This window comes from Rouxiella badensis (assembly GCF_026967515.2).
GTDB lineage: Bacteria > Pseudomonadota > Gammaproteobacteria > Enterobacterales > Enterobacteriaceae > Rouxiella > Rouxiella badensis.
In genome coordinates this window covers 4,625,514-4,646,779 of record NZ_CP114062.1, presented here as the reverse complement: position 1 = coordinate 4,646,779, position 21,266 = coordinate 4,625,514, and the positions used below count along the sequence as shown (strand labels likewise).

At 52.7% G+C, this 21,266-nt stretch carries 19 protein-coding genes and 1 riboswitch; of the genes, 7 read left to right on the top strand and 12 right to left on the bottom strand.

Annotation, left to right across the window (positions count from 1 at the left end; all coding sequences use genetic code 11):
- Window positions 1-131 precede the first annotated feature (131 nt).
- Complete coding sequence (gene dkgA, locus O1V65_RS21495; protein ID WP_017494189.1) at window positions 132-962, top strand: 2,5-didehydrogluconate reductase DkgA; 831 nt, start codon at window positions 132-134, stop codon at window positions 960-962.
- A 63-nt stretch (window positions 963-1,025) separates the two neighbouring features.
- On the opposite strand, the gene ftsP is transcribed toward dkgA, so the two are convergent.
- The 3 genes from ftsP to parC form a co-directional block, all read right to left on the bottom strand.
- Window positions 1,026-2,447 carry a cell division protein FtsP gene (gene ftsP, locus O1V65_RS21490; RefSeq protein ID WP_084913073.1) on the bottom strand — a complete coding sequence of 474 codons (1,422 nt, stop codon included), beginning with the start codon at window positions 2,445-2,447 and terminating at the stop codon, window positions 1,026-1,028.
- Window positions 2,448-2,581: 134 nt separating this feature from the next.
- Entirely contained in the window at window positions 2,582-3,325 is a 744-nt protein-coding gene (locus tag O1V65_RS21485; RefSeq protein WP_017494187.1) for a 1-acylglycerol-3-phosphate O-acyltransferase, read from the bottom strand.
- A gap of 286 nt (window positions 3,326-3,611) precedes the next feature.
- Complete coding sequence (parC, locus tag O1V65_RS21480; RefSeq protein WP_017494186.1) at window positions 3,612-5,885, bottom strand: DNA topoisomerase IV subunit A; 2,274 nt, start codon at window positions 5,883-5,885, stop codon at window positions 3,612-3,614.
- A 317-nt stretch (window positions 5,886-6,202) separates the two neighbouring features.
- Here parC and O1V65_RS21475 point away from each other — a divergent pair, with 317 nt between their 5' ends.
- A complete protein-coding gene (locus tag O1V65_RS21475) occupies window positions 6,203-6,802 on the top strand; it encodes an NAD(P)H-dependent oxidoreductase (protein ID WP_017494185.1) in 600 nt (199 codons plus the stop codon).
- A gap of 107 nt (window positions 6,803-6,909) precedes the next feature.
- Window positions 6,910-7,215, top strand: a complete 306-nt coding sequence (locus O1V65_RS21470) for a putative quinol monooxygenase (RefSeq protein ID WP_017494184.1) — start codon at window positions 6,910-6,912, stop codon at window positions 7,213-7,215.
- Between the two features lie 147 nt (window positions 7,216-7,362).
- Here O1V65_RS21470 and parE read toward each other — a convergent pair whose 3' ends face one another.
- From parE to nudF, 5 genes are all read right to left on the bottom strand, one after another.
- A complete protein-coding gene (gene parE, locus O1V65_RS21465; RefSeq protein WP_017492957.1) occupies window positions 7,363-9,258 on the bottom strand; it encodes a DNA topoisomerase IV subunit B in 1,896 nt (631 codons plus the stop codon).
- A 92-nt stretch (window positions 9,259-9,350) separates the two neighbouring features.
- Complete coding sequence (yqiA, locus tag O1V65_RS21460; protein WP_017492958.1) at window positions 9,351-9,932, bottom strand: esterase YqiA; 582 nt, start codon at window positions 9,930-9,932, stop codon at window positions 9,351-9,353.
- Window positions 9,932-10,759 carry a 3',5'-cyclic-AMP phosphodiesterase gene (gene cpdA, locus O1V65_RS21455; protein ID WP_017492959.1) on the bottom strand — a complete coding sequence of 276 codons (828 nt, stop codon included), beginning with the start codon at window positions 10,757-10,759 and terminating at the stop codon, window positions 9,932-9,934. Before cpdA ends, yqiA begins: the two co-directional genes overlap by 1 nt.
- Window positions 10,760-10,786: 27 nt before the next feature.
- A complete protein-coding gene (locus O1V65_RS21450) occupies window positions 10,787-11,212 on the bottom strand; it encodes a DUF1249 family protein (RefSeq protein ID WP_017492960.1) in 426 nt (141 codons plus the stop codon).
- Complete coding sequence (gene nudF, locus O1V65_RS21445) at window positions 11,212-11,844, bottom strand: ADP-ribose diphosphatase (protein ID WP_017492961.1); 633 nt, start codon at window positions 11,842-11,844, stop codon at window positions 11,212-11,214. Before nudF ends, O1V65_RS21450 begins: the two co-directional genes overlap by 1 nt.
- A 221-nt stretch (window positions 11,845-12,065) precedes the next feature.
- On the opposite strand from nudF, the gene tolC reads away from it, so the two are divergent.
- From tolC to O1V65_RS21430, 3 genes are all read left to right on the top strand, one after another.
- Window positions 12,066-13,562, top strand: a complete 1,497-nt coding sequence (gene tolC / locus O1V65_RS21440; protein ID WP_086005823.1) for an outer membrane channel protein TolC — start codon at window positions 12,066-12,068, stop codon at window positions 13,560-13,562.
- 248 nt (window positions 13,563-13,810) lie between these two features.
- The gene (locus O1V65_RS21435; protein WP_017492963.1) at window positions 13,811-14,473 is read left to right on the top strand and encodes a DUF1190 family protein; all 663 of its coding nucleotides are present in this window, start codon (window positions 13,811-13,813) and stop codon (window positions 14,471-14,473) included.
- Between the two features lie 2 nt (window positions 14,474-14,475).
- Window positions 14,476-15,636, top strand: coding sequence for a glutathionylspermidine synthase family protein (locus O1V65_RS21430; RefSeq protein ID WP_017492964.1), 1,161 nt, complete (start codon window positions 14,476-14,478; stop codon window positions 15,634-15,636).
- 6 nt (window positions 15,637-15,642) lie between these two features.
- On the opposite strand, the gene ygiD is transcribed toward O1V65_RS21430, so the two are convergent.
- From ygiD to ribB, 3 genes are all read right to left on the bottom strand, one after another.
- The gene (gene ygiD, locus O1V65_RS21425) at window positions 15,643-16,428 is read right to left on the bottom strand and encodes a 4,5-DOPA-extradiol-dioxygenase (RefSeq protein ID WP_017492965.1); all 786 of its coding nucleotides are present in this window, start codon (window positions 16,426-16,428) and stop codon (window positions 15,643-15,645) included.
- A gap of 140 nt (window positions 16,429-16,568) precedes the next feature.
- Entirely contained in the window at window positions 16,569-17,825 is a 1,257-nt protein-coding gene (locus tag O1V65_RS21420; RefSeq protein ID WP_227955757.1) for a phosphoethanolamine transferase, read from the bottom strand.
- 461 nt (window positions 17,826-18,286) lie between these two features.
- Window positions 18,287-18,940 (bottom strand): 3,4-dihydroxy-2-butanone-4-phosphate synthase, encoded by a 654-nt coding sequence (gene ribB, locus O1V65_RS21415; RefSeq protein WP_017492967.1) that lies wholly within the window; start codon window positions 18,938-18,940, stop codon window positions 18,287-18,289.
- A gap of 135 nt (window positions 18,941-19,075) precedes the next feature.
- Window positions 19,076-19,265, bottom strand: a riboswitch (FMN riboswitch).
- Between the two features lie 156 nt (window positions 19,266-19,421).
- Between ribB and ubiK the strand changes: the two genes are divergently transcribed.
- Entirely contained in the window at window positions 19,422-19,703 is a 282-nt protein-coding gene (gene ubiK, locus O1V65_RS21410) for a ubiquinone biosynthesis accessory factor UbiK (protein ID WP_017492968.1), read from the top strand.
- A gap of 73 nt (window positions 19,704-19,776) precedes the next feature.
- Here the strand turns inward: ubiK and hldE are convergent, their stop codons facing one another.
- On the bottom strand, window positions 19,777-21,204 hold the full coding sequence (hldE, locus tag O1V65_RS21405; protein WP_017492969.1) for a bifunctional D-glycero-beta-D-manno-heptose-7-phosphate kinase/D-glycero-beta-D-manno-heptose 1-phosphate adenylyltransferase HldE: 1,428 nt from the start codon (window positions 21,202-21,204) through the stop codon (window positions 19,777-19,779).
- Window positions 21,205-21,266: the final 62 nt, after the last annotated feature.

Below are 21,266 nucleotides of genomic sequence, written 5' to 3'. Positions count from 1 at the left end.
TAAGCACATTTTTCGGATAAATACCTGAAAATGAATCATTAGCAAACTCAGCGAAATGGCTATTCATTTACTAAACTTACTCAATCAGGCAATTAATGCGTGGATTACGCATTCCCCTACAGGAGAAATTTATGTCAACGCAGTCCATCATAAAGCTCAATGACGGCAATCGCATTCCCCAACTCGGCCTCGGCGTCTGGAAAGCCAGCAACGACGAAGCGACCCATGCGGTAGCTACCGCACTTGACGCAGGCTATCGCCACATCGACACCGCCGCCGCGTATAAAAACGAAGTGGGCGTTGGCCGAGCGCTGGCGGAAACCAGTATCCCGCGTGAAGAGATTTTTGTGACCACTAAGCTGTGGAACGATCAGCAGCTGTATGCACAGAAAGCCCTCGAGGAGAGCCTCGAGAAACTCAAACTCGACTATATCGATCTGTATCTCATCCACTGGCCGCTGCCGGATCAGGACAACTACGTCGAGTCGTGGAAACAGCTGCTGAAATTAAAGGAACAGGGACTGGCGAAGAGTGTCGGCGTGTGTAACTTCCATATTCCTCACCTACAGCGCCTGATTGATGAAACCGGCACCGCGCCAACCGTGAACCAGATAGAGCTGCACCCTTCACTGCCGCAGCGCCAACTGCACGCATGGAACGCGACGCATCGCATCGCGACCGAGTCCTGGAGCCCACTGGCTCAGGGCGGAGACGGCCTGTTCGAAGAAGCTTTGATTCAGAAATTGGCCAAGAAATATGGCAAGACACCGGCGCAAATCGTAATTCGCTGGCACCTTGATAACGGATTGATTGTTATCCCTAAATCCGTCACGCCAAAGCGTATTCACGAAAACTTCAACGTTTTCGACTTCAAGCTGGAAAAAGAAGAGCTGTCAGAGTTCACTAAGCTGGATACCGGCAAACGTTTAGGGCCAAACCCTGAACATAAACTGAATTTCTGATCTGAATGCGGAAGGGAGCGGTGCCTGCCGCTCCCTTTTTTATTGAATAGCCTGGCGAGTTTATTAATAGCTCGGCGAGGGTTGTATGACCATCTGCCCCATCGAACCGCGATCGGCGAGCTCTAACGTCTGGCTGTAGAAGAAGAACGGGAAATGGTCATAGGACGGCTGATTGAGGTAAACCAGCAGTTCAACCTCGCCATCAACCCACACCGTATCCTTGAATCCAGCGTCTTCTACCAGCGGTGCAGCACCGTTAACCGTCTTGACCATAAAGGTCACGCCCTGAACGTGGAATGGCTGCGGCAGGTCCGCGTGCACCGTCCAGCGCTCCCACGTCCCTTGCAACGCCTGAACGTCGGTCCTTGAGGGATCAAACACCGCGCCATTGATGCCCGGCTGGTTATCCCCCAGGCGGAACTCGCGGCTGCGCACAACGTTACCGACGATCAGCTGATCGGCGAGCAGGCGCATAGGCAGATTGTCAGTCACCAGCGGCAGCAGGCCGGTAGGTTTCAAGGTAAGCACGATGGTCGAAACCAGAATGCTTGAAGGCTGGAACAGACCGCGCAGCCTGTCCATAATACCCGCGGCTTCGCCAGCAGACACCGACACCTCGTCGCCCTGCGACATATCAATCAGCACTTCACGGCGTTCACCGGGCGCCAGAGAAAGGCGCTGCACGGAGACCGGCGCAGGCAGGAACCCTTGGTCGGAGGCTATCACGTGGAATGGGCGATTGTCGGTCAGCGTCAGCTCATAGCGACGCGCATTTGAGGCGTTGAGTAAACGCAAACGCACCCAGCCGCGCGAGACCTGCACAAACGGACTCTGCACGCCGTTAACCAGCATGGTATCACCGAAGAAACCGCCGCTGGCGGGGGTGTCGTACTGTGGCACGCCGAAATTATCCAGACGCTTGTCCTGAATAACCACCGGGAAATCGTCCACACCGTAGTGATTAGGCAGCGGCAGACTCTTGCTGACGTCATCTTCCACCAGCCACATCCCTGCCAGCCCGTTATAGACGTGCGCAGCCATGTGCCCTGGCGTATTGGCGTGATACCAGCAGGTTGCGGCAGGCTGACGAATAGGCAGCACCGGTGACCAGTCGCTGCCCGCCGACATCAAACGCGCCGCGCCGCCGGTCAGCGTGCCGGGAACCTGTAGACCACTGATGGTCATAGCCGCCGGCACAGGCAGGCGATTGCTGTAGATAAGCTTAACGTCATCGCCGTTGTAAACCCGCACCGTCGGGCCGAGATACATCCCGTTAAAGCCCCAGACCGGTGCTTTACTGCCGCCCAAAAATGCCCAATGCGACTGCTGAAGCGTCAGGAAAAGAGGTTGTCCGCGGCGGGACTCAATCAGCGGAGGAACAGGTAATACGGGCTGGGCCTCGCTTGCGTTTGCCCTCAGCGGCAAAGACCCGGCGGCAAGCGCCATTCCAGTTGCCTGTATAAAACTGCGACGACTGAGGGACATATCTTCTCCATGAACACAAAATCTAAGCTGCGATATCAGCCCACTGACCTTCAATGGCGGCGGACCCTATAATAATTGCCCGCCGTGAGGCTCTGTAAAAAGCCCTTATCCGGCGGGGAATTAAAAATAACTATTTATTTTTTTATCTTCATCTCGGCTTCGCGCTGCGCAACTTCCGCATCAAGCTCGGCTATTTTATCGGCCATCAATTGACGGCAGTGTTCCGATAATTCGCGCAGGCGTTCTTTACCATACTGCGTAGTGTCAATCGGCGGCAGCATTTCAACAATCACCAAACCGTTATTCCAGCGGTTCAGTTTGATTTTGTTGCTGGTGTTAGACACACAGATTGGGACGATAGGCACACCGGCGGAGATGGCTGCGTGGAAAGCACCGGTTTTGAACGGCATCAGACCGCGCCCACGGCTGCGGGTGCCTTCCGGGAACATCCAGATAGAAACGTTTTTCTTTTTAATTTGCTCGACAACCTGAGAGATAGTGCCGTGCGCTTTGGTGCGGTTATCACGGTCAATCAGTAGGTTACCGGTCAGCCAGTACAGCGGCCCGAAGAACGGGATCCATACCAGGCTTTTTTTACCCACGGTCACGGTGCGAGGCTGAACGGCTTTGGCCGCTGTCACCATGTCGTAGTTATTCTGGTGGTTAGCAATGTAAATACAGTTGCCGTAATGGGCGGCCTCAGGAGGCGTTCGTTTTTCAACCCTCAGGCCAAGGATAGGTGCCAGTTCGCCAAAAAGATGGCCGAAAGTCGCAACATGTTTTGGATTTCTTGGACTGAAAAGGCAATAAATAGAACCGAAAATGCACAACAGAATTGAGAAAACCACGACATAAATAAAGCGAAAAATAAATAACATAACACCCTCTTAAGCATACAACCGGAGTCAAACTCTGTTTGCCCCTGCCGTTCCCTTGCCGCTGGACTATTCTCGGGCCTCAGCTGGCTCTATACAATAGTTATTCTTCACCCGGAGAGGGTTTTTATTAATCCAAATAATAGCGATTGCAACAAACGTAAATTATTTGTACTCAGGAATAAAGATTATCAAGCTCGTGCACAAGTTGATAATTATCGTTTCATTCTTTGTGAAGCTGGGCAATTAAGGGCACCGAAGTGCCCTGATTAAAGCAATATAAGATGCGTTATTCTTCGCTGTCACCGACTGAAGGACGCGCCGGTCCATCGACTTCGACCCTGTCAATACGCTGCAAACCGCGTGGCAGCAGCGTGCCTTTGCGGCCGCGTTCAGCGCGGAACTTCTGCAAATCTTCAGGACGCAGCGTCAGCTTGCGCTTGCCAACGTGCAGCGTGATAGACGTTTGCGGTGCCAGCACCAGTAACCAGGCAAGTTTATCGGCTCCCGATGCGGCATCAGCCGCAGAAATCGAGACAATCTTGTTGCCTTTACCCTTCGACAGCTGGGGTAAATCGGCGACCGGGAACAACAGCATGCGGCCCGCGCTGGTAATCGACAACAGCATGTCGTCGTCACCCACCAGCTCGATAGGCGGCAGCGCACTGGCGTTCTCAGGCAGCGTGATCATCGCCTTGCCCGCACGGTTGCGTGCAACCAAATCGTTAAAGGTACACACGAAACCGTAGCCTGCGTCGGAGGCCATCAGCAGCTTCTGATCGTCAGCGGCCATCAGCACCTGCTGGATAGTCGCGCCCGGCGGCGGCGTCAGCTTACCGGTTAATGGCTCGCCCTGACCACGCGCCGACGGCAGCGTGTTGGTGTCCAACGCATAGCTGCGACCGGTGGAGTCGATGAACACCACCGGTTGATTGCTCTTACCACGTGCGGCGCTGCGGAAGCTGTCGCCCGCCTTGTAACTCAGGCCGGTCGGGTCGATATCATGCCCTTTGGCACTGCGAACCCAGCCCATCTCGGACAGAACAACGGTCACCGGCTCGGACGGAATGAAGTCACTTTCGCTCATCGCCTTCGCTTCTTCACGCTCGATAATCGGCGAACGGCGGTCGTCTCCGTAGGCCTCAGCGTCGGCCTGAATTTCTTTGCGGATCAGGGTGCTCAGCTTACGTTCTGAAGCCAGCAGCGCCTGCAGCTGGTCGCGCTCCTTCGCCAGTTCGTCCTGCTCGCCGCGGATCTTCATTTCTTCCAGCTTGGCGAGGTGGCGCAATTTCAGCTCGAGAATCGCCTCGGCCTGCGTTTCGCTCAGCGCAAAACGTTCCATCAACACCGGTTTCGGCTCATCTTCGGAGCGAATGATGTGGATCACTTCGTCGATGTTCAGGAAGGCTATCAACAAACCTTCAAGAATATGCAAACGCTTCAACACCTTATCCAGGCGGAAGTTCAGACGGCGGCGCACGGTGTCACGGCGATACGACAACCACTCGGTCAGGATCTCAACCAGTCCTTTCACCTGCGGACGGTTATCCAGACCGATCATGTTCATGTTGATCCGGTAGCTGCGCTCAAGATCGGTGGTCGCAAACAGGTGGTTCATCACTTGATCGAGATCGATACGGTTAGATCGCGGAACAATAACCAAACGGGTCGGGTTCTCGTGATCCGACTCGTCGCGCAAATCCTCAACCATCGGCAGCTTCTTGGCGCGCATCTGGCTGGCAATCTGCTCCAGCACCTTGGCACCGGAAACCTGATGCGGCAGCGCGGTTATCACTGCTTCGCCGTCCTCTTTTTTCCACAGCGCACGCATACGAACCGAGCCTTTGCCGGATTCGTAAATTTTGCGGATCTCGTTACGCGGCGTAATGATTTCGGCTTCAGTCGGGAAGTCCGGCCCCTGCACGTATTCCAGCAGATCTTCGAGCGTGCTGCCGGGCTTTTCAAGCAAGGCGACAGCAGCGTTGGCAACTTCACGCAGGTTATGCGGCGGAATGTCCGTCGCCATGCCTACTGCAATGCCGGTGGTGCCGTTGAGAAGAATGTTCGGCAGACGCGCAGGCAGCATTTTCGGCTCCTGCATCGTGCCGTCGAAGTTTGGCACCCAGTCAACGGTACCCTGCGCCAGCTCACGCAACAGAACTTCGGCGTATTTCGACAGACGCGATTCGGTGTAACGCATCGCGGCAAACGACTTAGGGTCATCCGGTGCGCCCCAGTTCCCCTGCCCGTCCACCAGCGGATAGCGATAGGAGAAAGGCTGAGCCATCAATACCATCGCTTCGTAACAGGCGCTGTCGCCGTGCGGATGATACTTACCCAATACGTCACCGACGGTACGGGCAGATTTTTTAAATTTTGCGTTATTGCTGAGACCCAGCTCAGACATAGCATAAATAATGCGGCGCTGAACCGGCTTGAGGCCGTCGCCGATGTAAGGGAGTGCCCTGTCCATGATTACGTACATGGAGTAGTTCAGGTAGGCATTCTCGGTAAACGTATGCAGCGCTAAACGCTCTGTACCGTCATGAGTCACTTCACTCATTACTTTTTTATCCTCAGATCCATCGCACTGTCGTGCTGGAAAATGAACGTTCTGGAAAATAAGGAGGCCCGGTTGCAGACACGCACGGGCGCTGTCGCACAGGGCGATGATGTCCGCGATAGTACATCATATGGCGTCTTGCTGTCACAGTTGCTGTGTTTTCAGCGAACAGTCACTGCACGAAAGCGCAGCTAAAAGTCGATAAACCCCTGCCAATTATTGCATTAAGAGCAATAGTATTGTGCTCTGGCGCACATTTTTAAGCGCAACAATCTCAGTTACAATTCCCTCAACAGTTTACTAATGAGGCCTATGCCATGAGCAACATACTGATTATCAATGCCGGAAAAACCTTTGCCCACTCTAAAGGCGCACTGAACATCAGCCTTACCGAGGTTGCCGATTCTTTCCTGCGTGACGCTGGCCACCGCGTTCGCGTAACTCATATCGAACAAGGCTACGACGTCGAAGCCGAAATCGAGAGCTATCTGTGGGCCGACGCTATCATCTATCAGATGCCAGGTTGGTGGATGGGCGCGCCGTGGACGTTGAAAAAATATATCGATGAAGTCTTCACCGAAGGCCATGGTCGTCTGTACGAAAGCGACGGCCGTTCCCGCTCCGACGCTTCGAAAAAATACGGTTCCGGCGGCCTTATCCAAGGCACCGCATACATGCTTTCCGTGACCTGGAATGCGCCACTGGAAGCCTTTGAAGATAAAGACCAGTTCTTCCACGGCGTGGGCGTTGACGGTGTTTATCTGCCGTTCCACAAAGCCAACCAGTTCCTCGGTATGGACACCCTGCCGACCTTTATGTGTAACGACGTTATCAAACAGCCGGACATCGAAGGTTACTTCGCTAACTACCGCGCACACCTTGAACACGTATTTGGTCAAGCGGAAGACGCTGAGTAAATCCTGAGTTTGGCAAATTCTGCGTTTATTGCCACACTCAGAATGCGCCATTCTCGTGAGCCGGGAGTTTGTAAGGCTCACACATTTAAAGGGAAAACGAGGTTTTTATGATAACCGTTATCGCTGAAATCATCATCAAGCCAGGCCGTCGTGATTCAGTGCTGGAAAAAATTACCCAGCTGCTGCCACAGGTTCTGCAAGAAAAAGGCTGCCATCGTTATGAGCCTTTTCTTGACGTTAAAGGGCATATCCCATGGCGTCAGAGTGCGCCCAACTCCATCTTTATGCTGGAAGATTGGGAAAGCCTGGCACATCTGGAAGATCATCAGCAGGCGGCACACATGCACGCACATCGTGAAAATATCAAACACGACGTCGTGGACGTGAAGATCAATATCATCGAGAAAAGCTGACCTATATCTGAGTTTTTCCTGATGAGAACCTAAAAAAAACCGGAGCTGTAAGGGCTCCGGTTTTTTTATGTCTCTAACTTGTTCCACCCAGTCATGCAGAATTCAGGTGCACCAAGAGACCCATTCCCCGAACAAAGCATGAAAAGATTAGACTGAGAGCTCAGCGGTATCGCCCTTGTCTTGCAGCCAGTTGCGGCGGTCTTCAGAACGTTTCTTGGCCAACAGCATGTCCATCATCCGCAGCGTCTGATCGACATCGTCTTCGTCGATGGTTAACTGCACCAGACGGCGGGTATTGGGATCCAACGTTGTTTCACGCAGCTGAAGGGGGTTCATTTCACCCAACCCTTTGAATCGCTGAACGTTTGGCTTGCCTTTCTTGCGTTTCAGTTGCTCAAGCACGCCGGTTTTCTCTTCTTCATCCAGCGCGTAGAACACCTCTTTACCCAAGTCGATGCGGTAGAGAGGCGGCATGGCAACGTAAACGTGACCACCGCGTACCAGTGAGCGGAAGTGGCGCACGAACAGCGCACACAGCAGCGTGGCGATGTGCAGACCGTCGGAGTCCGCATCCGCGAGGATACAAACCTTGCCGTAACGCAGCTGGGTCAAGTCTTCACTGTCAGGATCGATGCCGATCGCCACAGAAATATCGTGAACCTCCTGCGAGGCCAACACCTCATCGGAAGAGACTTCCCAGGTGTTGAGGATCTTGCCCTTAAGCGGCATGATCGCCTGATATTCGCGGTCACGTGCCTGCTTGGCGGATCCGCCCGCCGAGTCCCCTTCGACCAGGAACAACTCGGTCATTTTCAGGTCCTGCGAGGTACAGTCGGCCAGTTTGCCCGGCAGCGCAGGACCGCTGGTCAGCTTCTTACGCACAACCTTCTTCGCTGCACGCATACGACGCTGCGCGCTGGAAATCGCCAGTTCGGCAAGCTGCTCGGCGGCCTGCACGTTCTGGTTCAGCCACAGGCTAAAAGCATCTTTTACTACGCCGGAAACGAACGCCGCACACTGACGAGAAGAAAGACGCTCTTTAGTCTGACCGGCAAACTGTGGATCCTGCATCTTGACCGACAGCACATAGGCGCAGCGCTCCCAGATGTCCTCTGCGGAGAGCTTAACGCCGCGAGGCAGAATATTGCGGAATTCGCAGAACTCGCGCATCGCATCAAGCAGACCCTGACGCAGACCATTGACGTGCGTTCCGCCCTGCATGGTCGGGATCAGGTTAACGTAGCTCTCGGTCAGCATCTCGCCGCCCTCAGGCAACCACAGCAGCGCCCAGTCTACCGCTTCGGTATCTCCGGCAAACGCGCCGACGAAAGCCTTTTCAGGCAGCGTGATGAGGCCGTTGACCGACTCCATCAGGTAATCAGTCAGACCGTCTTCATAGCACCAGCGCTGCTCGGTGTTGTTGACCTGATCTTTGAAAATGATTTCAACGCCCGGACAAAGAACCGCCTTGGCCTTCAGCAAATGGCTGAGTCGGCTGACGGAAAAACGCGGACTGTCGAAGAAGCTGGCGTCTGGCCAGAAATGGACGCTGGTCCCCGTGTTACGCTTACCGACGGTGCCGGTAACGCTGAGGTCCTGCACCTTGTCGCCGTTTTCAAACGCCATGGCATAGACTTGCCCGTCGCGGCGCACGGTCACTTCCACACGCGTGGACAGGGCGTTAACTACGGAGATCCCTACGCCATGCAGGCCGCCGGAGAACTGGTAGTTTTTGTTCGAGAATTTACCGCCCGCGTGTAGGCGGCAGAAGATCAGCTCAACCGCAGGAATGCCCTCTTCCTGGTGAATATCCACCGGCATGCCGCGTCCGTCGTCGGTCACTTCAAGCGACTGATCGGCGTGCAGAATGACCTCGATACGACGGGCATGACCGGCCAGCGCCTCATCGACGCTGTTATCGATAACTTCCTGCCCCAGATGGTTGGGCCGAGTCGTATCGGTATACATGCCAGGACGGCGACGCACAGGTTCAAGGCCGCTGAGAACCTCAATAGAATCCGCGTTATAAGTTGATTGGCTCATCGTTTATTAATTCGTGGCTCTGGTTGTGAGTGAACGATACTGTTGCTGGCGAACGAGACTGCGGCAAGCAAAACGCCCGCCGTGAGTAATACTCAATCCGATGCCAACCCCAAGAAATCCACAATCGGTGAGAAATAACGTTCAAACCCGACAAAAGTGTGATTACCCTCGGGTTCTACGGTCTGGCGGCACGCGGTGTAATACGCCACGGCCTGACGGTAGTCGAGGGTTTCATCGCCGGTTTGCTGGAGTAACCAGAGTAAATCGGGTGACTCCAAAGGCTCGATCTGCATCACTTTGAGATCGTAAACATGGCGAGACTCTAACACATATTGCTGGCCGGTGTAGGGGTTCTGATTGACCCCGAGATAGTCGATTAAGAGTTCATAAGGCCGCACTGCGGGATTAACCACCACCGCCGGCAGAGTAAAGCACTGCGACAGCCAGGTAGCGTAATAGCCGCCGAGAGACGAGCCAACGATGCCAATCTTCTCGCCCGATTTTTCCATCACCAGCGTTTCGAGCTGCTCGGCGGCGTCGGCGGGATAAGGCAAAAGCTGCGGGATAATCATTTCGATGCGCGGGTGGTTCTCGGCGAGCCAGGCTTTCATCGCGGTCGCCTTGGCAGACTGAGGAGAACTATTGAACCCGTGCAGATAAAGCAAGGTACTCATTAATAACCTTCCGCGTCGGCGTCGGGGCTAAACTCGCTGGTTTGCAAACGGCAAACCTCAGTCTCGACGCGGCCATCAGGGTGTAGCGTCAGATATCGCCAACCTGGGGCGAGCGTATCCAGCGTAAAATTGGTGCAGTGAGGTTTGAACTGCACGCAGGTCGACGGCGTGGCATACAGGCGCTTGCCGTACCAGTCGAGGTCCAGCTCCTGATGAATATGCCCACAAAGCAGCGTCGACACTTGCGGATACGCTTGCAGCACCGTCGCCAGCGTGTGCGCATTGCGCAGACTGTGCTGATCAAGCCAGGTACAGCCCGACGGCAGCGGATGATGGTGCAGCATAATCAGGGTAAATCTGTCGGGATACTGGTCCAGGCAACGGGTCATCCAGTCGAGCTGATATTCGCTCAGCTCACCGTGCGGCACGCCGAAAACCTGAGTGTCGAGCAGAAGAATTTGCCAATCGTTGCCCAGCAATACCTGTTTGGAAGGGTGGATCCCTGCTTCGGCCAATGCATCCACCATGGCAGGTTGGAAATCATGATTTCCGGGCAACCAGACACAGGGGGCATGAAATCGATTAATGCCCTCTGCAAAGTGGTGATAGGCCTCGACCGATTGATCCTGGGCTAAATCCCCGGTCGCCGCGATAATATCAACCTCACGCTGCTCGGCAGAAATGGCGTCCAGCACGGCGCGATAGCTGCGAAACGTGTTAACGCCCAGCAAAGTCTGGTCTTCACCCGCAAAAAGATGAGTATCTGTAATCTGTAATATCCTGACTTTGGCCCCATCTACCAAAGGCAGCTTAAACAGGCTTTCCAAATTCGATCCTTTGTTATTCAAGTCTGTCTAACAAACCGGAACTGGCATGGCTCCATGCGCCAGACAATAGCGCAACCAATCAGCAAGAAACTGGTTAATTTGATGCTTTTCGTCACGCTGATGCAACTTTTTATTAGGATAATCATAGCGTGCTTTGAAACGAAAGATCTGTTGGCTCGCACACACTTCAGCAACCATGGCATCGTGATAAAGGCGGACGCTCATTGAAGGCAGGCTCCAATAGCTGACGGCGGGGGCGGTCTGCTTGATTTCAACCAGCGAAGTATAGCGTGTCGATTCCAGAATTTTTAACTGGTAGGTCGCGTTAGTTACCTGATAAGTCACCGTCTGTCCCACTTCATCATTTCGAGGCAGCAAACGGCGCAGCTGTGCAAAATTGGTCTCGCACAGTCGCATCATTTCAGGAAAATCGGGAACATAGCGCTTGATCATTATTCAACCCATTCTTTTTTTAAGGATTCATGGTGCAGAGCCAGCCATTGCAGGGCAATCACTGACGCAGCATTGTCTATCGCTCCTTCTTCCACCCAGCGGCAAGCCTGCTCCCGGCTGACCACGTGTACCCGGATGTCTTCATTTTCAGTTTCCAGACCATGAATTCCCTCTGCCGTCGTCGCATCAACTTCGCCGACCATAATAGAAAGGCGCTCACTGGTACCGCCTGGACTTGCCAGATAGCTGAGTACCGGTTTACAGCGTTTAACCACTACGCCAGCTTCTTCCAATGCTTCGCGGCGGGCGACGTCTTCTACCGTTTCGCCCTCTTCTATAATACCTGCGACCATCTCTAGTAACCATGGGGTCTCGCTGGATCCCAGTGCAGGTATACGAATTTGTTCAATCACCACCACTTCATCGCGTATGGGATCATAAGGTAGCAGAACGGCAGCATGGCCACGTTCAAAAACTTCTCGCACCACCTCTCCGCTCATTTCACCATTAAACAGGCGATGGCGAAACCGATAGGCGTTAATGGAGAAAAAACCTTGGTAACGGTTTTCTATCGCAATAATTTCTAAATCATTTCTGCCGAAAACTACTGGCGAATCTTTGAATTTGTCCATTACGATGCTACCCCGTCCACGGTTAAAATTAAATTATCTCCATTTCAGGCATTTTTGATGAAGATGCGGTAATAATAATCAAGATTTTTTGTGTTAGATTTGGATACAAGCGGCTGAGATGGCACATTACGTCATGCAAATTGCCTAAAAATCTCTGCTAGAATCCGCGTCTGTTAGTTTTAATGACAGCATTAAATAATAACATTGCTGCACTACAAGGAATGCAAATGAAGAAACTGCTACCTCTTCTCGTCGCTCTGGGTCTCGGCGGCTTTAGCACGATGGGCCAGGCTGAAAATCTCATGCAGGTATACAGGCAAGCTAAGGAAAGTAACCCGGATTTGCGTGCGGCTGCTGCAACCCGTGATGCCGCATTTGAGAAAATTAATGAAGCACGCAGCCCGTTGCTGCCGCAGTTGGGATTAGGCCTCGATTACGACTATGCCAACGGTTATCGTGATGCAAACGGCGTAAACAGTAAGATCGCCAGTGGCGCATTGCAGTTGACGCAAACTATTTTTGATATGTCTAAATGGCGCTCTCTGACGCTGCAGGAAAAAACGGCCGGTATTGCCGATGTCACCTATCAGACTGCGCAGCAGACTCTTATTCTGAACACCGCTACTGCGTATTTCAACGTTTTGAGTGCGATTGATGCCCTCATTTATACCGAAGCGCAGAAACAGGCGGTTTACCGAGAGCTGGACCAAACCACACAGCGATTCAATGTAGGCCTGGTGGCCATCACCGACGTGCAGAACGCTCGTTCAAGTTATGACACCGTGCTGGCGAACGAAGTCACCGCGCGCAATAACCTGGATAACTACCTTGAGGTCCTGCGCCAATATACCGGTGTTTACTACCCGCAGCTGGCATCGCTAAATATCGCAACCTTTAACACCCAGCGTCCTGAGCCGGTCAACAATCTGCTCAAAGAAGCTGATAACCGCAACCTGAGCCTGCTGTCAGCCCGACTGTCGCAGGATTTGGCGCGTGAAGAAATTCGCTATTACGAAGCAGGCCACTTGCCGACGCTGGATCTTACCGCCTCAACGGGACTGACCAATACTAAATACAACGGCTCAAGAACCGGCCCGGCGTATGGTTATGATGACTCTAACGCCGGTGAAAACAAGGTTGGCCTGAGCCTGACTATTCCTATTTACAGCGGCGGCTCAGTGACTTCGCAGGTTAAACAGGCACAGCTCAGCTTCGTTAACTACAGCGAGCAACTTGAGAGCGCGCACCGCAGCGTCGTGCAGACCGTCCGTTCATCGTTTAACAATATTTCAGCCTCCATCAGCAGTATCAACGCCTATAAGCAGGCGGTGGTATCCGCCCAAAGTTCTCTGGACGCGATGGAAGCAGGCTACAAGGTAGGCACGCGCACTATCGTTGACGTGCTCGACGCGACGACCACGCTGTATAACGCTAAACAGGAGCTCTCGAGCGCCCGTTATACCTATCTTATTAACCAGTTAAACGTGAAGTCAGCTTTGGGTACGCTCAATGAAAACGACCTGTTGGCGCTCAACGGCGTGCTGGGACAGCCGGTGCCAACCAGTCCTGAGCAGGTTGCGCCTGAAACACCGCAGCAAAATGCGGCGGCAGATGGTTTAAACACTAGCACAATGCCAGCCCCTGCACCGATTAAACGCGCCAGCGTGTCAGCGACGCCAAGGGCAGTGAAGGCCAGCGGTAATCCTTTCCAAAACTAGGTAGATGTTTCTGAAAACACGCTAAAGCTTTTCTACAACCGCCTCCAGAGGCGGTTTTCTTTCTCATCCAGCCCATAATCCGCACCAACCCCCCCTTTTCTGGTCAGATTTCACGTCTGAACGTAAAGTCTCGTAACGTTGGCCGTTCCTGCTTTAATAGTAAGCATCTTTACCTTATTCTTATTCTGTTACAAATGTAACTCACTCTGGGTAAGGGCAAATAAAAGCCCGACAATGGGATCTATACAATGAAACGGACACAAAATATTAATCTTGCTACCTTCCGGAAATCCTGGCGTAGCTCGCGAATTACCCCGGCCGCTATAGCTATCAGCGCCGTATTTATGCTCAGCGCCTGTGAAAAAAGTGATGAAAACGTGTCGCTTTATCAGAACGCCGACGACTGTTCAAAGGCAAACCCTTCCAGCAGTGCGCAATGTGCCAAAGCCTTTACCGAAGCCAAAGCCGAAGCGGCTAAAACCGCGCCAAAATACGCCAATCGTGCCGACTGTGTGGCCGAATTTGGTGAGTCTCAATGTACGCAGGCTCCAGCGCAGGCCGGCATGTCTGCCGAGTCTCAGCAAGGTGGCAGCATGTGGATGCCGCTGATGGCAGGCTTTATGATGGGCAGAATGATGGGCGGCGGCGGATATGCACAGCAGCCGTTGTTTACCTCCAAGAACGCAGGCAGCCCGGCTAACGGCAAGTTTGTCGATGCGAGCGGTAAGAGCTATGGTCCGGCAACGACCGGCCGCAGCATGAACGTGCCGCCATCGGCGATGGCACCAAAACCGGCGACCACCAGCACAGTGACCCGCGGGGGCTTCGGCGAGAGCGTGGCGAAACAAACCTCGATGCAGCGCAGTGCAGCCTCGAGTACGCGTACTCCAATGCGCAGTATGGGTGGCTAATAATGAAACGCGTAGCCCTGCAAGAGCGTCCTAACTGGCGCGAAAAAGCCACCGAGTTCGGCTTTAACTTCCACACAATGTACGGCGAGCCGTACTGGTGTGAAGACGCCTACTATCAATTCACGCTGGCGCAGATTGAACAGCTGGAAGATGCTACGGCGGAACTGCACCAAATGTGCCTGAAGGTCGTGGATCGCGTGGTGAACAGCGACGCGCTGATGGCCAGATTCCAGATCCCCAAACACGTCTGGGAGTTTGTCAGGGCCTCGTGGCGCACGCAGCAACCTTCGCTCTATTCACGCATGGACCTGGTGTATGACGGCGTAAATCCACCCAAGCTGCTGGAGAACAACGCCGATACGCCGACCTCGCTCTATGAGGCCGCATTTTTCCAGTGGCTGTGGCTTGAAGATCAAATTGCTGCAGGCGGTTTGCCTCAGCAGGCGGATCAGTACAACAGTCTGCAAGAAAAACTGATCGAGCGATTTTCTGAACTGAAGAATCAGCACGGCTTTTCACTGCTGCATTTTGCCTGCTGTCAGGACACGGAAGAGGATCGCGGCACCGTACAGTATCTGCAGGACTGCGCGCAGGAAGCCGGACTCGCGAACGATTTCCTCTATATAGAAGAGATCGGTTTAGGTGAGCGCGGTCAGTTTACCGATCCGCAGGATCAAATCATCAGCAACCTGTTCAAGCTATACCCGTGGGAATTTATGTTCCGCGAGACTTTTTCCACCAAGCTGGAAGACGCCGGCGTTCGCTGGCTTGAACCGGCCTGGAAGGCGATTATCTCCAACAAAGCGCTGCTGCCACTGCTGTGGGAGATGTTCCCTAACCACCCGAATCTGCTTGAGTCCTACTTTGCCGAAGACGCACACCCGCCGATGGACAGCTATGTCATTAAGCCGCTGTTTTCACGTGAAGGTGCCAACATTCGCATCATTGAGAACGGCAAAGAGATCGCCAGTGCGGAAGGCCCGTACGGCAAGGAAGGCATGATCGTGCAGGAATATTGCCCGATGCCGCGCTTTAACGACAGCTACACGCTAATCGGCAGCTGGCTGGTCAACGGCGAACCTTGCGGCATCGGCCTACGCGAAGATCGGGCATTAATCACCCAGGATCTCTCGCGCTTTTATCCGCATGCGATTATCGGCTAACGGCGCTTAGCCCAGCTGCACCGACAGCATGCTCAGGGAACTCATCACCGTTCCCTGGGTTGGCAGTGTGATTGGCTCCACGCCGTCCCAGGTGCCCAGCAGGTAAAGCAGCGGCAGGTAATGTTCGGGCGTTGGGTTAGACAACGCGGCACCTTCGTGCTGCATAAAGTTAACCAGCGGATGGTCCTTCGCCTCCCCTTTCCAGCCAAGATTATTCACCACGTATTCATCAAAAGCCCTTGCCCACGGGTAGGGTTCGGCGTTTCCTTCCCATTTCACCATACGCAGGTTATGCACCACGTTGCCGCTGGCAACGATCATCACGCCCTCGTCACGCAGTGCAGCAAGCTTTTTACCCAGCTGATAATGATATTCAGCCGGTTTAGTGCCGTCGATGCTGAGCTGGATCATGGGGATATCGGCCTCAGGATACATCTTGATCAGCACGCCCCAGGATCCGTGATCGTAACCCCATTCTTGATCGGCAATCACGTCTAGCGGTGCCAGCAGCGCCTGAACACGTTTTGCCAGCGCGGGAGAGCCCGGTGCTGGATAACGTTTATCAAACAGCGCCTGCGGAAAGCCTCCGAAATCGTGAATGGTGCGCGGATTCTCCATCGCCGTCACTGCGGTACCACGGGTGTACCAGTGGGCAGAAACAGCAAGGATCGCCTTCGGACGCGGCAGGTTTTCCCCCAGCGCTTCCCAGGCACGGGTATAGACGTTGTCTTCGAGCACGTTCATCGGGCTACCGTGTCCCAAAAACAGTGCTGGCATGCGTGAGGTAGTCATAAAATGTTCCTTACCGCTCGGATTAAGAGGTAATGGTCACCGCGACGGCGACCATTCGATAGAAAGAGGTTACTCTTTTCCTCTACTCGGATCAGCCGGATAACCGTGATGATGATGTTCAATAAATTTGAATGGTTAAGTTAATGGGCCGGGGTATCTTCTCCAAGTGATGAGAATAGTACTTGCTTCTGAGTGAATTGAATCACCCGATCCTGATTGTCACAGGGGACATCAGCCAGCATATTGCAGCCCGTGCCGATCAGCTTATCCTTAATACCCGTCCACTGCGCAAACAGGCTCAGGAAATTAATCGCACTTCTAGGGTAAGAATTAACTTCCCTTCTTTTACTGTCTGATGAAGTCATAAACATCGGCACGGTATAATTTTGTTTTAATTTATCACCGTGCTGTAATCGCGCGTTATCGGTGTCCGGCCCCTTAAATGCTAGGCCATGGTCAGCGAAATACATCATTGACCAACTCTGACCGCTCTCTTTCGCTAATTCCACTACCCTGGAAAGAAGTTCATCCGTTTCTCTAATACTTTGGATATAGCAGGATATTTCCTTTGATTGGCTGAATTCCTGATATTTCCCTTTCGTCCTGTCACAGGCAAGAGGATGCGAACCCATCAGGTGTAATACAATCAGTTTCGCCGGCTTATTTTTTTTCATCACTGAGGCGACACCGCCTAAAAGATCGAAATCCCCCGATCCAACCCCATCAGAGGATTTACCTTTTTGCATAAAATTAAATAAATTAGCTCTTTTGGCGAATGAGGCAACAGAGGTGTCGTGCGGACCGAGACTGCCCTGATTAGAATACCAAAAGGTCGTAAAACCCGCCTTGTTAGCCAGGGTAATAATATTATTATTCAGCTCAACGTAGAGACCTCGCCGCAGTGATAATGAATTCTTCAGCGAAGTCTGCGTTGATGATGCTGCCGAAATATAATGGGTAAATAACACCCCCGGAGCCGAGCTCATAAAAGGCGTATTACCGATCGGAAAACCATAGGCATTCAGGTAGTCGCTGCGTACGCTCTCACCGATGATTATTATGTAATTCTGATAGTTAGTGAGCGTTCTTTCTGGAGCCCAGACGTCTGGGGTGGTCAGGCTCTGCTGCATTAAGGCCGTTTCCTCATCCACTTGGCGGTAATTCTCGAGAACATCAGTGACAAATCTTACAACAGGAATACCTGTGCTAAAAACTTTCACCCTACCCTCATTGATATAAAGCCTGACCGGCGTCGAAACTAAGGAGATAAAAAGGTAAGTGATAATTATCGGCCTGAAATTTAATTTGTCGACCTTTATGTCGAAAATAAAAATCGTCATAGCGAGAGTCACGAGTGGCAAGCTAAAATAGAACCCAGGAATGGTTTTTATGAGCATAATACCTTCCCTTACATTACTATATTTCACCGAAAGGAGGGTATTAAAATCAACCGGACCAAAAGATAATGCAACTGGGAGATAGAATGAAGAAATAATAAAGATTATGGCGATAAGTAATTTATATAAAAACGATGAAAAACTTGAGACGGTAAGCATGATTAAAAATAGTGTAATAACATGCATAATTTTAAATGGGTAACCAAAGGACAGGCATGAGATCAGGCAAAACAGAAATAAGACACCAAACTTAACTTTTATATTCAATGAGGAATTATTTATCAAAATCAAACCAATTAAGTTAATAAATGAATGATAAAATTCTACTCACTGGTTAACCGGCATCCTACCGTCCTCCCCTTATAAAACCTTAATACCCTGTGATCTTGTTGCTGAAAAATTAAAAAGCCGACATAAACTCTGTCGGCTCTTGTTAATACATGACCTGGTAAATAAAAAGCTTAGCCAGCCTGCTGAGTCAGAGCTTCGCGATAAGCCACCAGATCGTCGATGGTCACCACCGGCATATTATGATTGTTGGCAAACACAATGGCTTCTGGCGCGTGAGCCATGCTGCCGTCGTCATTGGTCAGTTCGCACAGAACGCCGTAAGGGCCGAATCCAGCCAGACTCACGAGATCGATGGTCGCTTCGGTATGGCCACGGCGGGTCAATACACCGCCGTCGCGCGCGCGCAGCGGGAACACGTGCCCTGGACGGTTAAGATCGGAAGGTTTTGCACCCTCGGCAATTGCTGCACGAATAGTGGTCAAGCGGTCTGACGCGGAAACACCGGTCGTCACCCCTTTAGCCGCTTCGATAGTCACGGTAAAACCGGTCTGATAGTGGCTGGAGTTTTGCTCAACCATCATCGGAAGCTCGAGCTGCTTGCGGCGTTGGTCGGTTAAACACAGGCACACGATGCCGCTGCCGTGGCGAATAGTTAGCGCCATTTGCTCAACGGTCATGGTTTCTGCGGCGAAGATCATATCGCCTTCGTTTTCGCGGTTTTCGTCATCCAGCACCATCACACCCTGGCCATTGCGTAGCGCAGCGAGTGCGCGTTCAACGCGTTCTGACGGCGTGCCGAATTCGGAAAGTAAAGTCTGATTCATGGTAAAATAACCTCATTAACTCTATGAAAATAAATGGATTACCAGAATCAGGGCGTCTTGCGGAGTCAGCATAGCCATGCGTATAGCAGGCTATCGCTATAAAATAACGTAGCGGGCATTTAAGCCCGATCAATTCGTTACTCTCTCCCATCCGGACTATAACCGTCGGCCCCGGAATTACACCGGATCTGCTGACCTTATGCCCTCCATCAAAGATGAAGAAACCTAAGCGCTCGCGGGCTTCCACGATGATGAAAGAGTGTTTCATCAATTTGTTCTGTGGTTTACCGCCGGTGGGGACTTGCACCCCGCCCTGAGAATAAGCATGCCAACTATAACGCCAAAAAAAGCTGCGGGCAATGCACCCATCGTGCTATTGGACCGGGGAGATGAACGATTAAAGGTGTCGTGAAAGGTTTATAGAATGGCAATCTGGCATTACACTAAGAGAACGCCACTTTTCTGAAACAGGGTAACGACAATGATCGACACTAAAAAAATTGAACAAATAGCTCGCCAGGTTCATGAAGCCATGCCTAAAGGGATCCGCGAGTTTGGGGAAGATACAGAAAAGAAAGTGCGTCAGGTTCTTCAGGCTCAGTTTAGCCGCATGGACTTGGTTAACCGCGAAGAGTTTGACGTACAGACGCAGGTTCTGCTGCGCACCCGTGAAAAACTGACGCTGCTGGAACAGCGCCTGACCCAGCTTGAAACCCAACTGGCAGCGACTGCCGCCCCAAGCGCAGAGAAGCCGCAGGAATAACCGTCTTCTTGCAATAAAAAGGCCCGCATAAGCAGGCCTTTTTTAATGGTCAGAGCGCGAGAAGCGAGGCTCTCTACTCCTGAGATTTAATCTGATTGATTATCTTGGTAGTTGATAAACCATCTTCAAAATTCAGGACTTTGACTTCACCGCCATTGGCCCACACTTCGTCGCATCCGGCAATCTGATGAGGCTCGTAGTCTCCGCCCTTGACCAACAGGTCGGGTAACACTCCGGCAATCAGGCGACGCGGCGTATCTTCTTCAAAGCCGACCACCCAGTCAACCGCACCTAATCCGGCCAACACGGCCATACGCTGTGCTTGAGCATTGATTGGGCGCGTTTCGCCTTTTAAACGCTTGGTCGAGGCATCGCTGTTTACCGCCACAATCAGGCGATCGCCCAGCTTGCGCGCATTGGCAAGGTAAGAAACGTGGCCCGCGTGCAAAATATCAAAGATGCCGTTGGTCATCACAACCTTCTCGCCGCGCTGACGCGCATGGGCGACGGCAACTTTCAGCTCTTCTTCGGTCATCACGCCAAAACCGGTTTCGGTACGACCATGTACCGCATTTTCAAGCTCAACGGTAGAAACGGTGGAGGTTCCCAACTTACCGACTACCACACCGGCAGCGGCGTTGGCGAGGAAACAGGCTTCCTCAAGGCTGCTGCCCGCGGCCAGCACGGTCGCCAGCACACCAATCACTGTGTCGCCTGCACCGGTCACGTCATACACTTCCTGCGCCTGGGTTGGCAAATGCAGCGGCGCCTTGCCCGGTTGCAGCAGCGTCATGCCCTGTTCGGAACGGGTCACCAACAGTGCAGAAAGCTCAAAGTTGGCGATCAACGCCATGCCTTTCTCCACCAGCTGAGCCTCGTCTTTACAGGCGCCGACCACCGCTTCAAATTCGGAGAGGTTTGGCGTCAACAGCGTCGCACCGCGATAACGTTCGAAGTCGGATCCTTTAGGATCGACCAGCACCGGTACACCCGCCTTTTTAGCCAGCGCTATCATAGACTGCACGTCTTGCAAGGCGCCTTTAGCATAGTCAGACAACACCAACGCACCTGTTTCTGGCAAGGCGTTCTGAATTTTGTCCAGAATAGGCTGTAGGTCGATACCCTCGAAACCTTCTTCGAAGTCGAGACGAATCAACTGCTGGTTACGCGAAAGTACGCGCAGCTTGGTAATTGTCGGATGTGTGGGTACGGCCAGGAAATCGCAGCTGACGTTCACTTCGCTCAAACGCTCACTCAACGCCCGGGCGGCATCGTCGGCACCGGTCAGGCCAATCAGGCGAGAACAGGCGCCGAGCGAGGCAATGTTCATCGCCACGTTTGCCGCACCGCCAGGACGCTCTTCAATCGTATTGACTTTAACAACCGGCACCGGCGCTTCCGGCGATATACGGCTGGTTGGGCCATACCAGTAGCGGTCTAGCATTACGTCACCTACGACCAGAACGCCGGCACGGTGAAACTCAGGCAAAGTTACTTTCATCCCACACTCCAAAACAGAGATACCCGCGATTTCCGGGTATAAAACTTAGCAAACAGGCTATC